Genomic DNA, 15,921 nt, shown 5'->3' on the forward strand with positions numbered 1-15,921 from the left:
GATACGCGCGTAGATAGCCGCGCAACAAGGGGTCCCGCAGGGCAAGAAGCAACTGTTTCCCGGATGTTCTCCGGAATTAACCTGCACGTCTCGCGGGGAGTGAGGTGCCGAGAGCGCCCTTTATGAGAGGTGATCGCCCGCTCTGTGCTCGGTCAGCACTTCCCTGATCACATGCCGCGCATGCCCCGCGATCACCGGATTTCTGTCGCGGTAGTACGGGAGTTGGATGAGCGCCATGGCCAGCGCCCAGCCCCGGCCGCGCGCCCAGGTCGCGTCGTCGAGTCCGACCGCGACCCGGAAGTCGTGCCGTACCCGGGCGGGCAGCGGGTTCCACGCGACGATCAGGTCGCACGCGGGGTCACCGACGCCGACGGTCTCGAAGTCGATGACGCCACTCAGCCGCCCCCGGCTCAGCAGCAGATTGCCGGGCATCAGATCGGAGTGCAGCCACAGCGGCGGCCCTGACCAGTCCGGCGCCGCGAGGGCCGCCTCCCACGCTCCGGTCGCCGCGCCGGTGTCGATGTCCCCGCGCAGGTCCCGGATCGCGGCGCGGACCCCGTCGTCCTCGGTCGCCAGCGGCGCACCACGGTAGGCGGGAGGGGCGTCGGTGGGGTCGACGCGGCGCAGGGCGGTGATGAACTCCGCGAGATCCAGGGCGAGTTGGGTGGCAGAATCGCCGATGTTGGCTCCCGAGATGTCTCGTACGTCGTCTCGTACCTCGTCTCGTGCGTCGTCTCCTGTGCCGTCGGACCGCGCGAGCAGGGTGGCGTCCGGGTGGTCACCTTCGAGCCAGCGGTGGACGGACCACGGCCAGGGGTAGCCCTCGCCGGGGACCCCCTTGCCGAGCACGACGGGCACGGCGACGGGGAGCAGCGGAGCGAGCCGCGGCAGCCACCGTTGCTCCTTCTCGATGTCCTCGACCCCGGACGTGACGACCCGGGGCAGCCGTACGGCCAGGTCGTCGCCGAGCCGGTACACGGCGTTGACGGTCCCGGACGAGGGGAACCGTGTGAGGGGCAGATGCGCCCAGTGCGGGAACTGTGCGGTGAGCAACCGGCGGACCAGCGGTGCGTCGATGGGTTCCTCGACCGCGTGCATCGTGCCGGAGGGGGGTGTGCTGTCGCTGTCGGTGGGCATGGTCAGTGGTCTCCGTCTGTCGCCGTGAGGTTGTCCGTCGCCGTGACCCACCGCGGCAGTCCGTCCACCAGTCGCACCCCGGTGCGCGGTACGTCGGCCCGCTCGTGCCGGGTCTGCACGGCGGGTGCGACAGCGGGTGGTGTCGCACTGCCCAGGCCGCGATGGACCGGGCAGCCGCAGGTGGGGGAGAGCGGCTGCGGGCATGCCGCGACCCACTCCTCGACGAGCCGCATGTCGGCGGCGTCGACGCGCCACCACCAGTACATGTCCCACGACGCGTGGTCGGCCGGGTCCCAGCAGTCGTGGGAGTGGTGCTCGACCAGGCCGCCGCCGCACGCGGAGCACGCCTGTACATCTGTGTAGTCGAAGACCACTTCGTGCCCCGGGGTGCCGGGCGGGGTTCCTCGCCGATCCAGGGCGAGCAGCCGCGTGAGCGTGGGGGTGTCGCAGCATCGGGGTGCCATCGCCATGAGGTGCATGATCGCGTGGCCGGAGCGATCACGCACCTGAATATGACACCCGGTCGACGCTCCCGCGCGTCACCCCACCCGCTCGTGCGGGATCACCATCGGCGTACCGGTCCTCGGGTCGGGCACGATGTCGCTGGCGAGTCCGAACACCTCCGCGACCAACTCCGCCGTCACCACATCGGCGGGCGGGCCCTCGGCGACGACGCGGCCCTCGTCCATCACGACGAGATGGGTGGCGAACCGGGCCGCCTGGTTGAGGTCGTGGAGCACCGCGACGATGGTGCGCCCCTCACGGTTCAGCTCGGCGCACAGCTCCAGAAGGTCGTACTGGTGGGCGATGTCGAGGAATGTCGTCGGCTCGTCGAGCAGGATCAGCTCGGTGTCCTGGGCCAGGACCATCGCGATCCACGCCCGCTGCCGCTGACCGCCCGACAGATCACCGACCGGTACCTCGGCGAGATCGGCGAGCCCGGCCCGGTCGAGCGCCAGCGCGATGGCCCGGTCGTCGTCGGGGGACCACTGCCGCAGCAGGGTGTGGTGCGGATGCCGTCCGCGCCGCACCAGGCCGCGCACACTGATTCCCTCGGGCGCGAGCGGACTCTGCGGCAGCAGCGCGACGCGCCGGGCGAACTCCTTGCCGCGCAGCCCGGACACATCGGTGCCGTCCAGTGTGATGTGCCCCCCGACCGGCTTGAGGACCCGGGCGAAGGACTTCAACAGGGTCGACTTGCCGCACCCGTTGGGGCCGACGACGACCGTCAGACCGCCGTGCGGGAGGTCGAGGCTCACGTCCCGCACCACGGGCACGCCCCCGTAGCCGAGGGTCACACCCCGCGCGCCGAGCCCCTTGACGGCGGACGCCACCGCCTCCGTACCCGCACCCGCTTCGATGCTCACAATGTTCCCTTTCTCCATTCACGAGTCAGCAGGTAGCCGAGGTAGAGCCCGCCGACCGCCATGGTGTAGATGCCCACGGGCAGGTCGTCGAAGAGCGGCGACTGCTGGGCGGCGAGATCGGCGAGGACGAGCAGCACCGCGCCCATCAGCGCGGACAGCGTCAGCCGTGGGCCCGCGCCCCGGGTGACCCGGCGGGCGATCTGCGGGGCGGTCAGCGCGATGAACGCGATCGGTCCCGCCACACTGACCGCGCCGGCGGCCAGCACGATCGACAGGACCACGGCGGCCGTCCGGGTCCGCCCGGGGTCGCTGCCGAGGGCCGCCGCGATCTCGTCACCCATCTCACTGATCGTCAGATGCCGTGCCACGAGAGCGATCAGCGGCGCCGTGGCGAGCAGGACGAGCCAGATCGTGGTGGCGTCGGACCAGGACCGGGCGGCCAGGCTGCCGTTGAGGTAGGCGGTCAGGACCGTGGCCTTGTCGCGCTCGACGACATACACGACGTACTGGATGACCGCCGTGGCGATGGCGGCCACGCCGATACCGGCGACGACCAGACGGCCCGGGTCGCGGAAGCCGGTGCCCGTGGACACGTAGACCAGCGCCATCGCCAGGACGGCGCCGAGCAGGGCGCCGAGCCAGACCGGGACGCCGGGCAGCAGCAGCGCGAAGATCGCGGCGCCCGCGCCCGCGCCGCCGCTCAGCCCGATCACGTCGGGGCTGCCGAGCGGGTTGCGCGTCACGGACTGGAACAGCGCGCCGGACAGGCCGAAGGCGGCGCCGGTGGCGATCCCGGTGACCAGACGCGGTCCGCGCAGCCGGTTGAGTACGAACTTGTCCTTGCCCTCCGCGCCGCCGAACACCGCCGAAGGAAGGTCGGTGAGACGGACGCCGAGCCGGCCCATCGTCAGAGTGGCGACGGCGGCGACCACGAGGACCGCGAGGACGACGAGGCACGCCACGACGGTGGTCCGCTCGACGGGCAGCGCCACGGTCCGGCCGATGCGCAGATACCCACGCGGCGCCGCACCCTTGGCATCCCGCGCGCTGTCGCCCCCGACGCTCGCGGTGTGCGGCACGCTCTGCCGGGTCATCACGCTGTCCCCCTCATCCGGCGTACCGCGAACAACAGCGCGGGCGCGCCGACGAACGCCGTGACCACGCCGACCATCAACTCCTGCGGGCGCAGCAGTACGCGGCCCACGACATCGGCGAACAGCAGCAGCGCGGGTCCCACCAGTGCCGAGAACGCGATCTGCCTGCGGAAGTCGACCCCGACGACCGCCCGCACGATGTGCGGGACCGCGAGCCCGACGAACGCGATCGGCCCGACCGCGGCGGTGGCCGCGGCGCTCAGCACCGTCGCCGCCATCAGCCCGACCCCCCGCACCGCGGCCGGTTTCGTACCGAGCGAGGCCGCCGACTCGTCGCCCAGGGCAAGGGTGTTGAGGGAAGGCCCGAGCAGCAGCGCGGCGACCAGACCGACGACGGCGAAGGGCAGTACCGACCAGAACACGTCGTAGCCCCGGCCGCCCAGGGCGCCGACCACCCAGTACCGGTAACTGTCGAAGATCTGCGGCTTGGAGAGGGTGACGGCCTGGATGAACGCGGTCAGTACGGCGGTGAGCACGGCGCCGGCGAGCACCAGCCGCACCGGACTGCCGGCCGAACCCGCCGAGCCGATGACATGGACGAGGAACCCGGCGAGCAGCGCGCCGGGCAGCGCCCACCACAGGGTCGCCGACTGCCCTGACACGCCGAGGAACGCGGTCGCCGCGACGATTCCGGCGGCGGCACCGGCGTTGATGCCGAGCAGCCCGGGGTCGGCCAGCGGATTGCGGGTCACCCCCTGCATCAGCGTGCCCGCCACAGCGAGACAGACACCGGCGAGCACACCCAGGACGGTGCGCGGGTAGCGGGACTCGATCACGGTCGTGACATACGGGTCGCCCTGGCCCCCGAGTACGTCGAGAACATCACCGAACGAGGTGTTCATGCTGCCGAACATGACGCTCGCGAACAGCGCCAGGGCAAGGAGCACCACGGCGGCGGCCAGACACCACACGAGCCGAGCGGCGCCGGCCCGCGGGGGACCGGCGCCTCTCGGGCGAGGAGGGACGGAGGTCGTCATACGGAGGGAACGCGCCTCACTTGTCGGCCGCGGTGACGGCCTCGTCGATCAGCGGCAGATACCGCTCGATGCTCCACGGCACCGTCAGCGGGTTGATCATCGAGGAGGCGGTGACGAACGGGTTGTCGTCACCGGCGACCACGGCACCCTTGGACACCGCGGGGATCGCCTTGTACAGCTTCTGCGCCTCGATCTCCTGACGGGTCTTGGCGTCGGTGTAGAAGGTGAAGATCAGGTCGCTCTTGTTGAGCTTGTTGCCGTTCTCCAGACCGATGACGGAGGAGTCGGTGCCCTCGGTCTCCTTGAACGTGTCCACCACCGGGTCCACCTTCAGACCGAGCGAGGACACCATCTCCACCCGCTGCTCCGAGGACCGGAACACCCCGAGCGTGCCGGGACCCGTCGTGTAGATGTACGAGAAGGTGTGGTCCTTGTACGCGGGCCGGGTCGCGGCGGCGTCGGAGAGCTGCTTCTTTATCGTCGTGGTCAGCTTGTCGCCGTCCGTCGCCTGACCGAGCGCCTTGGCGATGATGTCGATCTGCTGGTCCCACTTGGTGGTCCACGCCTGGCCGGGGTAGGCGACCGTGGGCGCGATGTCCTTGAGGATGTCGTACTGCTTCTGCGTCAGACCGGACCACGGCGCCAGGATCACGTCCGGCTCCAGTTCGGTGATGGCCTCGATGTCGAGTTCCTCACCGCCGGTGAACTGCTTGGGCAGTGTGTCGCCCTTCTTCTTCACGGCCTCGTAGATCCACGGCATGTAGCCGGTCTTGTCGCTGCCCCAGTCGTAACGCTCCATGCCCACCGGCGTGTGACCGAGGGCGATGGCCGTCTCGGTCGAGCCCTGGCCGAGTGTGACGACCCGCTTCGGCTGCTCGGTGATCTCCGCGGTGCCCAGCGCGCTCTTGATGCTGACGGGGAACGCACCGCCCGCCGTGTTCTTCTCCGAACCGCTGGAGGAGTCCTCGCTCGAACCGCAGGCGCCGAGCAGCAGCGTCAGTGCGGCAGCAGCCGCGGCGACGCCGAAGGCCCGGCGGCCCGGCCGGGCGGACGGGCCGGAGCGGGTGGAAACGAACGGCATGAGGAATCCCCTTTGAGCTGCCTGCGGTTGGTCCGCACCGTGACCCCGCGCACGAGGCACGGGGTCACGCGGACACCCACAGCGTGGAACAACCAGTAAGGGGACCCTAAGTTAGGTAACCCTCACGATCAAGTTGCGGGACCCGGACCTCGCTGTGACGGCGCCCACAGGGTGCGCTACTTGAGATACGGGCCGTCGGCCCCGATCTTCCCGGGGCCGTTCAGTACGTACACCCGCAGATTGCCCTTCCCCGGAGCCGCGGCGGTCAGGGTGCCGTTGCCGACGGTCCTCGTCTCGCCGGTCACGACCTCCGTGTATGTGCCGTTGGGGATCCCGGTCCAGGTCGCGTCGCCGGTGACGGTGACCAGCGCGAAACTGTCCGTCGACCCTTCGGTGTAACGGCGCTTGAACGCCATCTGACCCGTCACTCCCTCAGTCGAGTACTGCCCCATCTGCAACGCGGGCACGGCCCGGCGGATCAGATTGAGCCGCTGGAGCTGCTTGACCAGGGGCTGGTCCAGGGTCGTCGCGACCTCACCGCTCGCGGAGGCGACCGTACCGAAACCGGACGCCTTCACCTCGCCGGCCAGATGGTCGCCGAAGTAGGCGCGCCCCGTGCTCGCCAGCGGACATGACGGGCCGCAGTCGATCTGCTTGCCCTTCTGGAACTCGATCTCCGAGCCGTAGTACAGGGTGGGGATGCCCCGGAAGGTCCACATCAGCGCCATGTTCTCGGCCCATGCGTCGGTGCCGCCGCTGTAGCGCGTACTGCTCTTGTTCGGCCCGTAGTCGTGACTGTCGACATAGACGACGTTGTACGTGGCGTCGTTCGTCGAGTCGTCCGAGTCCTTGCCGTTGTTGTACGCGTTCTGCGCGTCACCGAAGTTCATGTGCATCCGCATGTCGATGATGTTCATGCCGGAGAACCGGCTGTGGTCCGGTGTGTGGTAACTGTTCCCGTTCAGGAAGGCGTTGGCCGACGTCGGCTGCTGTCCGGTGCCGAGCTGTTGCTCGTAGGTGTACTGCTCGATGGCCGCCGCCTCGTCGTCGGCGCTGTACTCCTTGCGCTCCTTCCAGGTGTAGAACTGCGCGGAGTGGTTGACCGAGCCGCGGTTCCACTTGTCGTTGACGAAGGCCGCCACCTCACCGAAGACGAAGAAGTTCCGGGCCGCTTCGGCGCCGAACTTCTGCGTGACACGGTCCTGGATCGCGGGCAGGAAACGCCGGTTCCAGGTGACGCGCGGGATGTGTACGGCGGTGTCGACGCGGAATCCGTCCACGCCCATGTCGATGTACTTGTCGTAGGCGCCGATCAGATAGTTCTGCACCGGCGCCGACTCGGTGTTGAAGTCCGCGAGATCCTCGTGCAGCCAGCAGGAACGGGAGTCCTCGCCCTCCCAGTTGCCGATCCAGCACTGGTGGTAGTACTTCTTCGGGAACATGCCCGAAGTGGGGCTGGGCCACTGGCAGTTGTACAGCGTGTACCCCTCGGGGCTCTTGCCGCCCGTGGGCTTGCCCCAGTTCAGACAGGTGTTGCCGGACGGTTCCGCCGTGGACCACAGGTCGCCGTTGTAGTACGCCTTGCCGGACTTCGGTTCGACGGTCAGTCCGTCGTACTCGAAGCCCGCGCTCGGCTCGTCGTAGTACCAGCTCCACTGGCTGTCCCGGACGCCGTACACCGTCGGCGTGAACAGGCCCTTGGCGCCCCACCGGGAGCTGTGGTTGTACACGACGTCCTGGTAGATCTTCATGCCCTTGGCATGCGCCGCGTTGATCAGATCCTGGTACGAGGCACCGGCCGACTCCAGGCGCGGGTCCACCTTGTAGAAGTCGTAGCCGTGATAGCCGTGGTAGTCGTAGTCCGAGCGGTTGAGGACCACCGGGGTGATCCAGACGGCCGAGAAACCGAGTGCCTTGACGTAGTCGAGCTTGTCGACGAGGCCCTTGAAGTCGCCCCGGAACATGGGGTCGTTGGTGGCCGCGTTGCCCGACTTCACATGCTGGTTGCCGCCGCGGTTGTTGGAGCTGTCCCCGTCGTGGAAACGGGCGGTGAGCACGAAGTAGATGGGGTCCTTGCGTGGATCGGTACCGAGCGGGGTGCCGGACGCCGGTTCGGGCGCCTTCTCGCCGGTCGTCACCTTCACCGCCGTTGAGGCCACCGAGATGTTCCCCGCCGCGTCCACGGCCTTCACCGAATACGTGTACGCGGTCCGCTCCTCCAGGCCCGTGTCCGAGTACACCGTGGAACCGACGTCGACCACGACCGTCCCCTGGCCGCCACCGGTACGGGTGAGCTGATACTTCGTCACCGCCCGGTTGTCGGTGGACGGTTCCCAGGACACCACGACCGAGGTGTATGTGGCGCTCGCGGTGACCTTGGCCGGCACGCTCGGCGGTTCGGTGTCCGGCTCCTCGGCGGCGCACGGGTCCTTGGCGTCCCGGGTGACGGTCCTGTCCCGCACGGTCGTGACACCGGTCGGGAGGCTGTAGTCGGCGCCGTTGTTGTTGTCCCACACACCGTTGCCGTTGTTGAACGCGGCCTTCATCGAGGTCGCCGCGCCCAGGTCGACGGTCCGTTTCCACCAGCCGGTGCAGGCCGCCTCCATCCCGACCCCGGGCACGGGCGTCCAGGAGCCTCCGGCGGGCGCGAAGTGGAGATTGGCGGTGCTCCAGCCCGAGGTCGCCGTCGAGTAGTAGACCGTGGCCGCGTTGCCGCCCGGATCAGGGTCCGGGTCCGTGTCGGCACACGGATCGCTGTGCGCCACCACACCGTCCTTCACGGTGATGGCGCCCGTGCCCAGCGCGTAGTTGGCGCCGCCGTTGTTGTCCCACACTCCCGAGCCGTTGTTGAAGGTGGCCTGAAGCCCGGCGGCCGAGCCCAGGTCGACGGTCTGCTTCACCCAGTCGGTGCAGGCCGCCGCCATCCGTACCCCCGGCACCGTCGTCCAGGAGCCGCCGTCCGGCGCGTAGTGCAGATAGGTGGTCGGCCAGTTCTTCGTCTTGGTGTAGTAGAAGATCGTCGCCGAGGTGGCGGCCTGGGCGGCGGTCGGCTCTATGGGCGTCTGCGAGGTGGGTGCCGTGCCCGGAACTCCCGTGAGCGGTCCGAGAAGTCCGAGCAGTCCGGCGGCCGTCACGAGCGCCATGAACGGGCGTCGCCGGGGGTGCAGGGGCGTGCGTCTCATGGGCGTCTCCGTAGAAAAGAGAACCTGAAAGCACCTGCAAGTTCTTGCGGCGAGGAAGCTACAGGTCCATGACAGTGACGTAAAGGGCTCCGGCGGAACGGGCGTCCGGGGTGATCTGGGCCGTCGCGCGCACGCGCGAAGTGCCGCTTTCCATCTGATGGTTGAGGCGTGCGGGGCGGGTGGGTCCGAGACCTTGATTCCGCTCGTTCAGTGTTCAAAGGGTTGACCCCGACAGGGATGCGTTCTACGGTCCCGACCGCAAGAAGTTGCTGAAAACTTGCGAAGGTCTCTTCAAGTGAGCGCCGGTCGGGGCGGGTTGAAGACGCGCTGACCGGTGACAACCGCACGGCCACCCGTAGCCCCACCTTCTGGAGGTCCCATGCACGGCCGAACCACCGGTGCGCGCAGACCTGTTGCCGCCGCCCTCGCGGCGGCGGGCATCCTCGGCGGCCTCGTCGTCGGCACCGCACCGGCACAGGCGTCACCCCCCGGCACGAAGGACGTCACCGCGGTCCTGTTCGAATGGAACTTCGCCTCCGTGGCGAGGGAGTGCACGAACACCCTGGGCCCGGCCGGATACGGCTATGTCCAGGTGTCACCGCCCGCCGAACACATCCAGGGCTCGCAGTGGTGGACCTCCTACCAGCCCGTGAGCTACAAGATCGCGGGACGGCTCGGGGACCGGACGGCGTTCAAGAACATGGTCGACACCTGTCACGCGGCCGGAGTCAAGGTCGTCGCGGACTCGGTCATCAACCACATGTCCGCCGGGTCGGGCGTGGGCACCGGCGGGTCCTCGTACACCAAGTACAACTATCCGGGCCTCTACTCGATGCCCGACTTCGACGACTGCACCGCGCAGATCAGCAACTACCAGGACCGCTGGAACGTCCAGCACTGCGAGCTGGTGGGCCTGGCCGACCTGGACACCGGCGAGGAGTACGTCCGCAAGACCATCGCCGGATACCTCAACGACCTGTTGTCCCTCGGCGTCGACGGATTCCGTATCGACGCGGCCAAGCACATGCCCGCCGACGACCTCGCCAACATCAAGTCCCGGCTCACCAACCCGAACGCCTACTGGAAGCAGGAGGCGATCTACGGCGCGGGCGAGGCCGTCCAGCCCACCGAGTACCTCGGCACCGGCGACGTCCAGGAGTTCCGCTACGCCCGCGACCTCAAACGGGTCTTCACCGGCGAGAAGCTGGCGTACCTGAACAACTTCGGTGAGGGCTGGGGCTATATGTCCTCCGGCAAGTCCGCCGTCTTCGTCGACAACCACGACACCGAGCGCGGCGGCGACACCCTCAACTACAAGGACGGCGCGAACTACACCCTCGCGAACGTCTTCATGCTCGCCTGGCCCTACGGATCCCCGGACATCAACTCCGGTTACGAGTGGTCCGACAAGGACGCAGGACCGCCCAATGGCGGTGCGGTGAACGCCTGTTATCAGAACGGCTGGAAGTGCCAACACGCCTGGCGGGAGATCAGCTCCATGGTCGCCCTCCGCAACACGGCACGCGGCCAGGCCGTCACCAACTGGTGGGACAACGGCAACAACGCCATCGCGTTCGGCCGGGGCAGCGCCGCGTATGTCGCCATCAACCACGAAACCTCGTCGCTGACCCGCACCTACCAGACGTCACTCGCGGCCGGTGACTACTGCGACGTCCAGAGCGGCAAGGGCGTCACCGTCAACTCCTCGGGGCAGTTCACCGCGACGCTCGGCGCCAACACCGTGCTGGCCCTGCACACCGGCGCCCGCACATGCGGCGGGAGCGGTGGCGGAACCGACCCGGGCACCCCCGCGAGCGGCGCCTCCTTCGGCGTCAGCGCCACCACGGCATGGGGCGAGAACATCTACGTCACCGGCGACCAGGCCGCACTCGGCAACTGGAACACCGGCACCGCGCTCAAGCTCGACTCCGCGAGCTACCCCGTCTGGAAGCTCGACGTGAGCCTGCCCGCCGGCACGTCCTTCGCGTACAAGTACCTGCGCAAGGACGCGGCGGGGAACGTCACTTGGGAGACCGGCGCCAACCGGTCCGCGACCGTCCCGAGCAGTGGAAAGGTCACGGTGAACGACACCTGGCGCGGCTGATACCTGGTGGGCTGACGCCTTTCCCGCGCCACCTTCGGGCGGTGACCCCTGGGCGACCTGGGGCCACCGCCCGTACCCATCTCGCCGGGCCTTCCCACCATCGCCATGAAGCACTGGCGACGCCCCCCTGTCCGTCCGGGATCCCGGTCAAGGTCGGTTTTCCCGCCGGGTGTGCTCGGCGCCCTCGCGGTAGAGCACCAGGTGCTCGTGGAAGAGCACGCCGTCGCGTACGTCGCCGGTCGCGGTGAAGCCGGTGTCGTCGATGTAGTCGAGGTGGTTGCCGGTGACGGTGTAGCTGCCGGTGTAGGCGCTCGGGCGGTTGCCGCGGGCTTCGTCGTAGCGGCGGTTCGGCAAGAGTTCCTGACGGATGAAGCCGTCCGCGGTCACCCACATCCCGACGTACGGGTGTGCGGCGCGGGGTGTGTCGTTGCTGGTCATGGCCCTACGATCGCCGCGGCGGCCGGTGACAACCAGGCCGCCGTCTCCCCAGGTGAACGCTTCCTGGGTGCCGGACACCCGGGAACACCGCTGCCTGGTTCCGATTCCACCGGGCGACGAACCTGACGGTCGGGCAGCCGCAGTAGCTGCCGTACATCCGCCTCGGGCCCGCACCGGCGTTCATTGGGCGCAGCGGGGACACCGATGAGGCGACTCCACTGAGGAGCACGCAATGGACATCACCCACACCGACACCGTGAGCTGGAACCCCGAGGGCCTGGACGAGATCCTCTCGAACGGCGCGGGGCGCCCCGTCCTGTTCACCAACGCTCGCATCCTGACGATGGACCCGCTGATCGGGACCATGGCCGGCGCCGACCTCCTGTTCGTCGGCTCCCGGGTCGTGGGGGTCGGCCCCGCCATCGTCACCGCGGCGGCAGACGACAACGCCATCGTCGTCGACTGCACCGGCATGACCATCACCCCCGCCGTCGTGGACACCGTCGCGCTGGCCGGTGGCCGCGGCCACCGCTCGGAGTACGTCGCGACGCTGACCCCGGGCAACACCGCCGACTTCCTGGTGGTGCCCGACGAAATCGCCGCCGACGCGCCGGGCGCGGTGGCCGCACTCCTGACCGTGCCGGAGCAGGTCCGCGCACTCGTCGCGGCCGGCCGGCCCGTCCTGTGGGCCGGCACCGACGTCCCCGGCCGGTCCACCGCGCCAGAGGTGAGCATCCCGGCCTCCCCGGACCTGACCGGCAGCCCGCGCGTCGGCATCTGGATCGACAAGAACGACTTCCTGCACCAGGAGCTGACCGCCGACGGTCGTTACGACGAAACGCGCGGTGGCCGCCCGCATGCCTACCAGGGCCGGTACTGGATCGACGGCGAACGCATCGACTACTTGGACGACCTCGGCTTCTGGGCCTACGGAGAGTTCCAGGGCGCCGAACTCCACCACGCGGGCTACGTCATGAAGCTGGGCTGACCTTCCCTCGGCCGGACCGTCCTCCCACCCTCTTCTCCGTACGGAAAGAAGACCTCTCATGAACGTCAACGACACCACCAGCGCCGCCGTGCTCGAAGAGCTGCGGCGCCGGCCCGCCGACCGGCGGCGCATCCTGTTCACCGGCGCGACCATCGTCACCATGGACCCCGGCCTCGGCGTCATCGACGGCGGCGACCTCCTTGTCGAGGGCGACACGATCACCGCCGTCGGCCGCGACCTCGTCGCGGGCGATGCCGTGGTCGTCGATGTCACCGGCGCGATCCTCACCCCCGGCTTCGTGGACACCCACCGGCACGCCTGGGAGGCCCAGTTGCGCCGGATCATGCCGGACGTCGACGACCTCGGCGGCTACGTCATGACCACCCTGGCCGACTACGCCACGGTCTACCGACCCGAGGACATGTACATCGGCACCAGACTCGCCGCCCTGACCGCGATCGACAGCGGTATCACGACCATGCTCGACTTCTCCCACAACTCCCGTACCCGCGAGCACTCCGACGCCGCGATCGAGGCCCTTGTCGACACCGGCATCCGCGGCGTGCACGCCTCCATGGGCCCGCACTTCGGCGAGTGGGACCGGCAGTGGCCCGGCGACCTGGCCCGGATCAAGGACCGGTACTTCAGCAGCGACGACCAGTTGCTCACGCTGCGCCTGGCGACCCTGGCCACCGACGAGATCGCCGGACCGGCGCTCGCCTACGGTCCTGAACTCGCCCGGATGGCAAGGGAGTTGAGTATCGGAGTGAGCGTGGACGCCGTCTTCGGTACGTCCTCGTCGGAGGCGGTCCTACGGTGGGCCAAGGACAGCATTCTCAGCCCCGACGTCACCCTCATCCACTCCACCGGCCTGACCCCCGAGGCATGGCGGGCGATGGGGGAGACCGGCACCACCGTGGCGCTCGCCCCCACCTCCGACGCGCAGATCGGCCTGGAGACCGCGATCCCGGCAGTCGACGAGGCCCTGTCCGTCGGCATCCGCCCCGGACTGAGCATCGACGTCGAAGTCGCCCTGGCCAGCGACATGTTCACCCAGATGCGGGCCCTGCACGCCCTCCAGCGGATGCGTGCGGTCAACGCCGCCTACGGCACCGACCGGCAGCCCTCCCGTATCACCACCCATGACGTCCTCGACTTCGCCACGCTCCAGGGCGCCCGCACCAACGGTCTGGCCGGCGTCAGCGGTTCACTCACCGTGGGCAAGAAGGCCGACCTGCTGGTCATCCAGGCCGAGGACCTCAACAACATGCCGCTGAACGACCCGATCGGCACGATCGTGCTGGGCTCCGACGCGCGCAACATCAGCGCCGTCCTCATCAACGGCGAGCCCCGCAAGTGGGACCGTCAGGTCCTCGACGTCGACCTGGCCGCCCTGCGCCGCGAGGTGCACGCCTCACGCGAGTACGTGCTGAACACCCCGGCCGCCTGATCGTCCCCACTGCTGGGGCATTCCCTTCCACCGTCCCCCGGCCGTTCCTCTTGCGGCCGGGGGCATCCCCGTGGGTCGGCACCGCGCGCCGCCGCCAGCGCGTCATGGCGGGGGAGGAACAGCGTCGGCTGTTCCTCCCCCGCCATGACGGGACGGACTTCAGATGGCCTGGGCGGTGGGCATGATGGTGATCTCGGTCAGGTTGACGTGGCGTGGGACGGCGGCCATGAAGGCGACGGTTTCGGCGATGTCGGCGCTCTGGAGCACGTCGATGTCGTGGATGAGGTCGGCCATCAGCTTGGAGGCGTCGGGGTCGGTGACGTGGTCGGGGAGTTCGGTGTCGACCATGCCGGGTTCGATGGTGGCCACGCGGACCATCTTGGGGCCGAGTTCCACGCGGAGCAGCCGGGTGAGGTGGCTGATGTACGCCTTGGTGCCGGAGTAGACGGAGAACTTCTCCAGTATGCGGGTGGCCGCGATGGACGAGGTGTTGATCAGGTCGGCGGGCCCGCCTCGGGCGGCGGAGTCCGTCAGGTGGGGGAGGAACGCGGCGATGACGTTCATCAGGCCGCTGATGTTGAGGTCGATCTGGCGCTGCCAGTCGTCGACCTTGAGTTCCTCGATGCCGGAGATGAGCTGGACGCCGGCGTTGTTGAACACGAGGTCGGCCTTGCCGAAGCGCGCGGCGACCTGGTCGGCGGCGTTCTGGACGGCGGCGCGGTCGGTCACGTCGACGGCCAGGGCGAGCGCCGTGCCGTCGGCGGCCTCGATGCTCTTGACCAGGCTGTCGAGGCGCTCCTTGCGCCGGGCCAGCACGACCACGGTGGCGCCGAGTTCGGCGAGGCGTTGGGCGGTGACGGCGCCCATGCCGCTGGAGGCGCCGGAAACGACGGCGACACGACCGGTCAGGGGAGTGCCGGTGAGCAGAGCAGCGGACATCACGGAACCTCAATCTCTTTTTCGCGGATGGTGGGGAGAGCCGTTGACGGAAAGGCGGAAAGCCGGGAGCGGTGGGGAGGGTCGGATCGGTGGTGCGGTGCCCGGCCGGGCCGTGTCTTCCCGCCCGGCCGGGCTGCTGGAGAGGGCCGCGGGCACCGAAGACGATGGCGCCCGGCGGTGTGCCGGCCGGTGTGTCAGGCGGCGTCGTCGTGGCCGGTGGCGGCGGACTTCTCGCGCCACGGGGCGAGGTCGTCCTGCACCTGCTGGTACTTGACCTCAAGCCGCTCAAGCGTGTCGCGCCCGAGGTAGAGGTGCGTGGGCGGCTTCGCGCAGGAAGCGACCTCGACGATGAGGGCGGCGCCCTTGACGGGGTCGCCGAGCTGGGCGTGGTTGGCCCGGTCGATCCAGTCCAGCGTCACGTGCGCCGGGGTGTCGTCGTAGTCGGCGATGCGGTGCGCGGCGACCGACAGGGAGCTGGAGTCGAGGAAGTCGGTGCGGAAGACGCCCGGCTCGACGACCGTCGACTGGATCCCGAACGGCGCCATCTCGACGGAGAGCGCTTCGCTAATGCCGGCGACCGCGAACTTCGACGCGCAGTACAGGCTGACACCGGGCTCGCCCTCGAAGCCCGAGCGGGAACCGATGTGCACCAGCCTGCCCGAGCCCTGCTTGCGCATGACGGGCAGCACGGCACGGGTGACGTTGATCAGGCCGAACACGTTGAGGTCGAAGAGCGACCTGGCCTCCGCGTCGGTGATCTCCTCCAACGCGCCGAGCAGGCCACGGCCCGCGTTGTTCACCAGGACGTCGATGCCGCCGAACCGGTCCACAGCGGCCTCGACCGCCTGCGGGATGCTGTCGTTGTCCGTGACGTCCAGGGCGACCGCGAAGACCCGGTCCGAGTTCTTCAGATCATCCGGCACACGCTCCGGATTCCGTACGGCGACCACGACATTGTTACCCCCTGCCAGGGCGGCGCGGGCGATTTCCGCACCGATTCCACGGGAGGCGCCGGTGACAAACCATGTAGCCATGGGAATAACCTCTTTCGTCACTTCCCCTTTCGGGGATTTCCTGTTGACCTATTCGAGTTTGCCCGTCGGC

The 15,921-nt window shown here is 69.0% G+C and carries 13 protein-coding genes; 3 read left to right on the forward strand and 10 right to left on the reverse strand.

Going from position 1 to position 15,921, the window contains the following annotated elements:
* Window positions 1–120: 120 nt before the first annotated feature.
* The 7 genes from ACFVT5_RS08755 to ACFVT5_RS08785 all read right to left on the reverse strand — a co-directional run bounded on the left by ACFVT5_RS08755 (window position 121) and on the right by ACFVT5_RS08785 (window position 8,898).
* Window positions 121–1,137 carry an aminoglycoside phosphotransferase family protein gene (locus ACFVT5_RS08755; RefSeq protein WP_389883025.1) on the reverse strand — a complete coding sequence of 339 codons (1,017 nt, stop codon included), beginning with the start codon at window positions 1,135–1,137 and terminating at the stop codon, window positions 121–123.
* Between the two features lie 2 nt (window positions 1,138–1,139).
* Complete coding sequence (locus ACFVT5_RS08760; RefSeq protein ID WP_389883028.1) at window positions 1,140–1,607, reverse strand: hypothetical protein; 468 nt, start codon at window positions 1,605–1,607, stop codon at window positions 1,140–1,142.
* A gap of 69 nt (window positions 1,608–1,676) precedes the next feature.
* On the reverse strand, window positions 1,677–2,504 hold the full coding sequence (locus tag ACFVT5_RS08765; RefSeq protein ID WP_389883031.1) for an ABC transporter ATP-binding protein: 828 nt from the start codon (window positions 2,502–2,504) through the stop codon (window positions 1,677–1,679).
* On the reverse strand, window positions 2,501–3,598 hold the full coding sequence (locus tag ACFVT5_RS08770; RefSeq protein WP_389883034.1) for a FecCD family ABC transporter permease: 1,098 nt from the start codon (window positions 3,596–3,598) through the stop codon (window positions 2,501–2,503). Before ACFVT5_RS08770 ends, ACFVT5_RS08765 begins: the two co-directional genes overlap by 4 nt.
* Window positions 3,598–4,635, reverse strand: coding sequence for a FecCD family ABC transporter permease (locus tag ACFVT5_RS08775; protein ID WP_389883037.1), 1,038 nt, complete (start codon window positions 4,633–4,635; stop codon window positions 3,598–3,600). The genes ACFVT5_RS08770 and ACFVT5_RS08775 overlap by 1 nt, the downstream gene beginning before the upstream one ends.
* A 16-nt stretch (window positions 4,636–4,651) precedes the next feature.
* Window positions 4,652–5,716, reverse strand: coding sequence for an iron-siderophore ABC transporter substrate-binding protein (locus tag ACFVT5_RS08780; RefSeq protein WP_389883039.1), 1,065 nt, complete (start codon window positions 5,714–5,716; stop codon window positions 4,652–4,654).
* A 176-nt stretch (window positions 5,717–5,892) separates the two neighbouring features.
* Window positions 5,893–8,898, reverse strand: a complete 3,006-nt coding sequence (locus tag ACFVT5_RS08785) for a carbohydrate binding domain-containing protein (RefSeq protein ID WP_389883041.1) — start codon at window positions 8,896–8,898, stop codon at window positions 5,893–5,895.
* Window positions 8,899–9,277: 379 nt separating this feature from the next.
* Here ACFVT5_RS08785 and ACFVT5_RS08790 point away from each other — a divergent pair, with 379 nt between their 5' ends.
* Window positions 9,278–11,002 (forward strand): carbohydrate-binding module family 20 domain-containing protein, encoded by a 1,725-nt coding sequence (locus ACFVT5_RS08790; protein ID WP_389883044.1) that lies wholly within the window; start codon window positions 9,278–9,280, stop codon window positions 11,000–11,002.
* A gap of 147 nt (window positions 11,003–11,149) precedes the next feature.
* Here the strand turns inward: ACFVT5_RS08790 and ACFVT5_RS08795 are convergent, their stop codons facing one another.
* Window positions 11,150–11,440 (reverse strand): Atu4866 domain-containing protein, encoded by a 291-nt coding sequence (locus tag ACFVT5_RS08795; RefSeq protein WP_389883047.1) that lies wholly within the window; start codon window positions 11,438–11,440, stop codon window positions 11,150–11,152.
* A gap of 727 nt (window positions 11,441–12,167) precedes the next feature.
* Here ACFVT5_RS08795 and ACFVT5_RS08800 point away from each other — a divergent pair.
* The gene (locus tag ACFVT5_RS08800) at window positions 12,168–12,428 is read left to right on the forward strand and encodes an Atu4866 domain-containing protein (RefSeq protein ID WP_389883617.1); all 261 of its coding nucleotides are present in this window, start codon (window positions 12,168–12,170) and stop codon (window positions 12,426–12,428) included.
* 58 nt (window positions 12,429–12,486) lie between these two features.
* Window positions 12,487–13,878, forward strand: coding sequence for an amidohydrolase family protein (locus tag ACFVT5_RS08805; RefSeq protein WP_389883050.1), 1,392 nt, complete (start codon window positions 12,487–12,489; stop codon window positions 13,876–13,878).
* A 159-nt stretch (window positions 13,879–14,037) separates the two neighbouring features.
* On the opposite strand, the gene ACFVT5_RS08810 is transcribed toward ACFVT5_RS08805, so the two are convergent.
* Together ACFVT5_RS08810 and ACFVT5_RS08815 are read right to left on the reverse strand one after the other, a co-directional pair.
* Window positions 14,038–14,820: an SDR family oxidoreductase gene (locus tag ACFVT5_RS08810; protein ID WP_389883053.1), complete on the reverse strand. Its 783-nt coding sequence runs from the start codon at window positions 14,818–14,820 to the stop codon at window positions 14,038–14,040.
* A 191-nt stretch (window positions 14,821–15,011) separates the two neighbouring features.
* On the reverse strand, window positions 15,012–15,851 hold the full coding sequence (locus ACFVT5_RS08815) for an SDR family NAD(P)-dependent oxidoreductase (RefSeq protein ID WP_389883056.1): 840 nt from the start codon (window positions 15,849–15,851) through the stop codon (window positions 15,012–15,014).
* Between the last annotated feature and the right edge of the window lie 70 nt (window positions 15,852–15,921).

Origin of the sequence: Streptomyces sp. NPDC058001 (genome assembly GCF_042886315.1) — a bacterium.
In the GTDB taxonomy this organism is placed as follows: Bacteria; Actinomycetota; Actinomycetes; order Streptomycetales; family Streptomycetaceae; genus Streptomyces.

Bases quoted from the DNA above. Each gene is read 5' to 3' on its own strand.
- ACFVT5_RS08755 (WP_389883025.1), bottom strand. From the start codon at position 1,137: ATGCCCACCGACAGCGACAGCACACCCCCCTCCGGCACGATGCACGCG.
- ACFVT5_RS08760 (WP_389883028.1), bottom strand. From the start codon at position 1,607: ATGGCGATGGCACCCCGATGCTGCGACACCCCCACGCTCACGCGGCTG.
- ACFVT5_RS08770 (WP_389883034.1), bottom strand. From the start codon at position 3,598: ATGACCCGGCAGAGCGTGCCGCACACCGCGAGCGTCGGGGGCGACAGC.
- ACFVT5_RS08775 (WP_389883037.1), bottom strand. From the start codon at position 4,635: ATGACGACCTCCGTCCCTCCTCGCCCGAGAGGCGCCGGTCCCCCGCGG.
- ACFVT5_RS08780 (WP_389883039.1), bottom strand. From the start codon at position 5,716: ATGCCGTTCGTTTCCACCCGCTCCGGCCCGTCCGCCCGGCCGGGCCGC.
- ACFVT5_RS08785 (WP_389883041.1), bottom strand. From the start codon at position 8,898: ATGAGACGCACGCCCCTGCACCCCCGGCGACGCCCGTTCATGGCGCTC.
- ACFVT5_RS08790 (WP_389883044.1), top strand. From the start codon at position 9,278: ATGCACGGCCGAACCACCGGTGCGCGCAGACCTGTTGCCGCCGCCCTC.
- ACFVT5_RS08795 (WP_389883047.1), bottom strand. From the start codon at position 11,440: ATGACCAGCAACGACACACCCCGCGCCGCACACCCGTACGTCGGGATG.
- ACFVT5_RS08805 (WP_389883050.1), top strand. From the start codon at position 12,487: ATGAACGTCAACGACACCACCAGCGCCGCCGTGCTCGAAGAGCTGCGG.
- ACFVT5_RS08815 (WP_389883056.1), bottom strand. From the start codon at position 15,851: ATGGCTACATGGTTTGTCACCGGCGCCTCCCGTGGAATCGGTGCGGAA.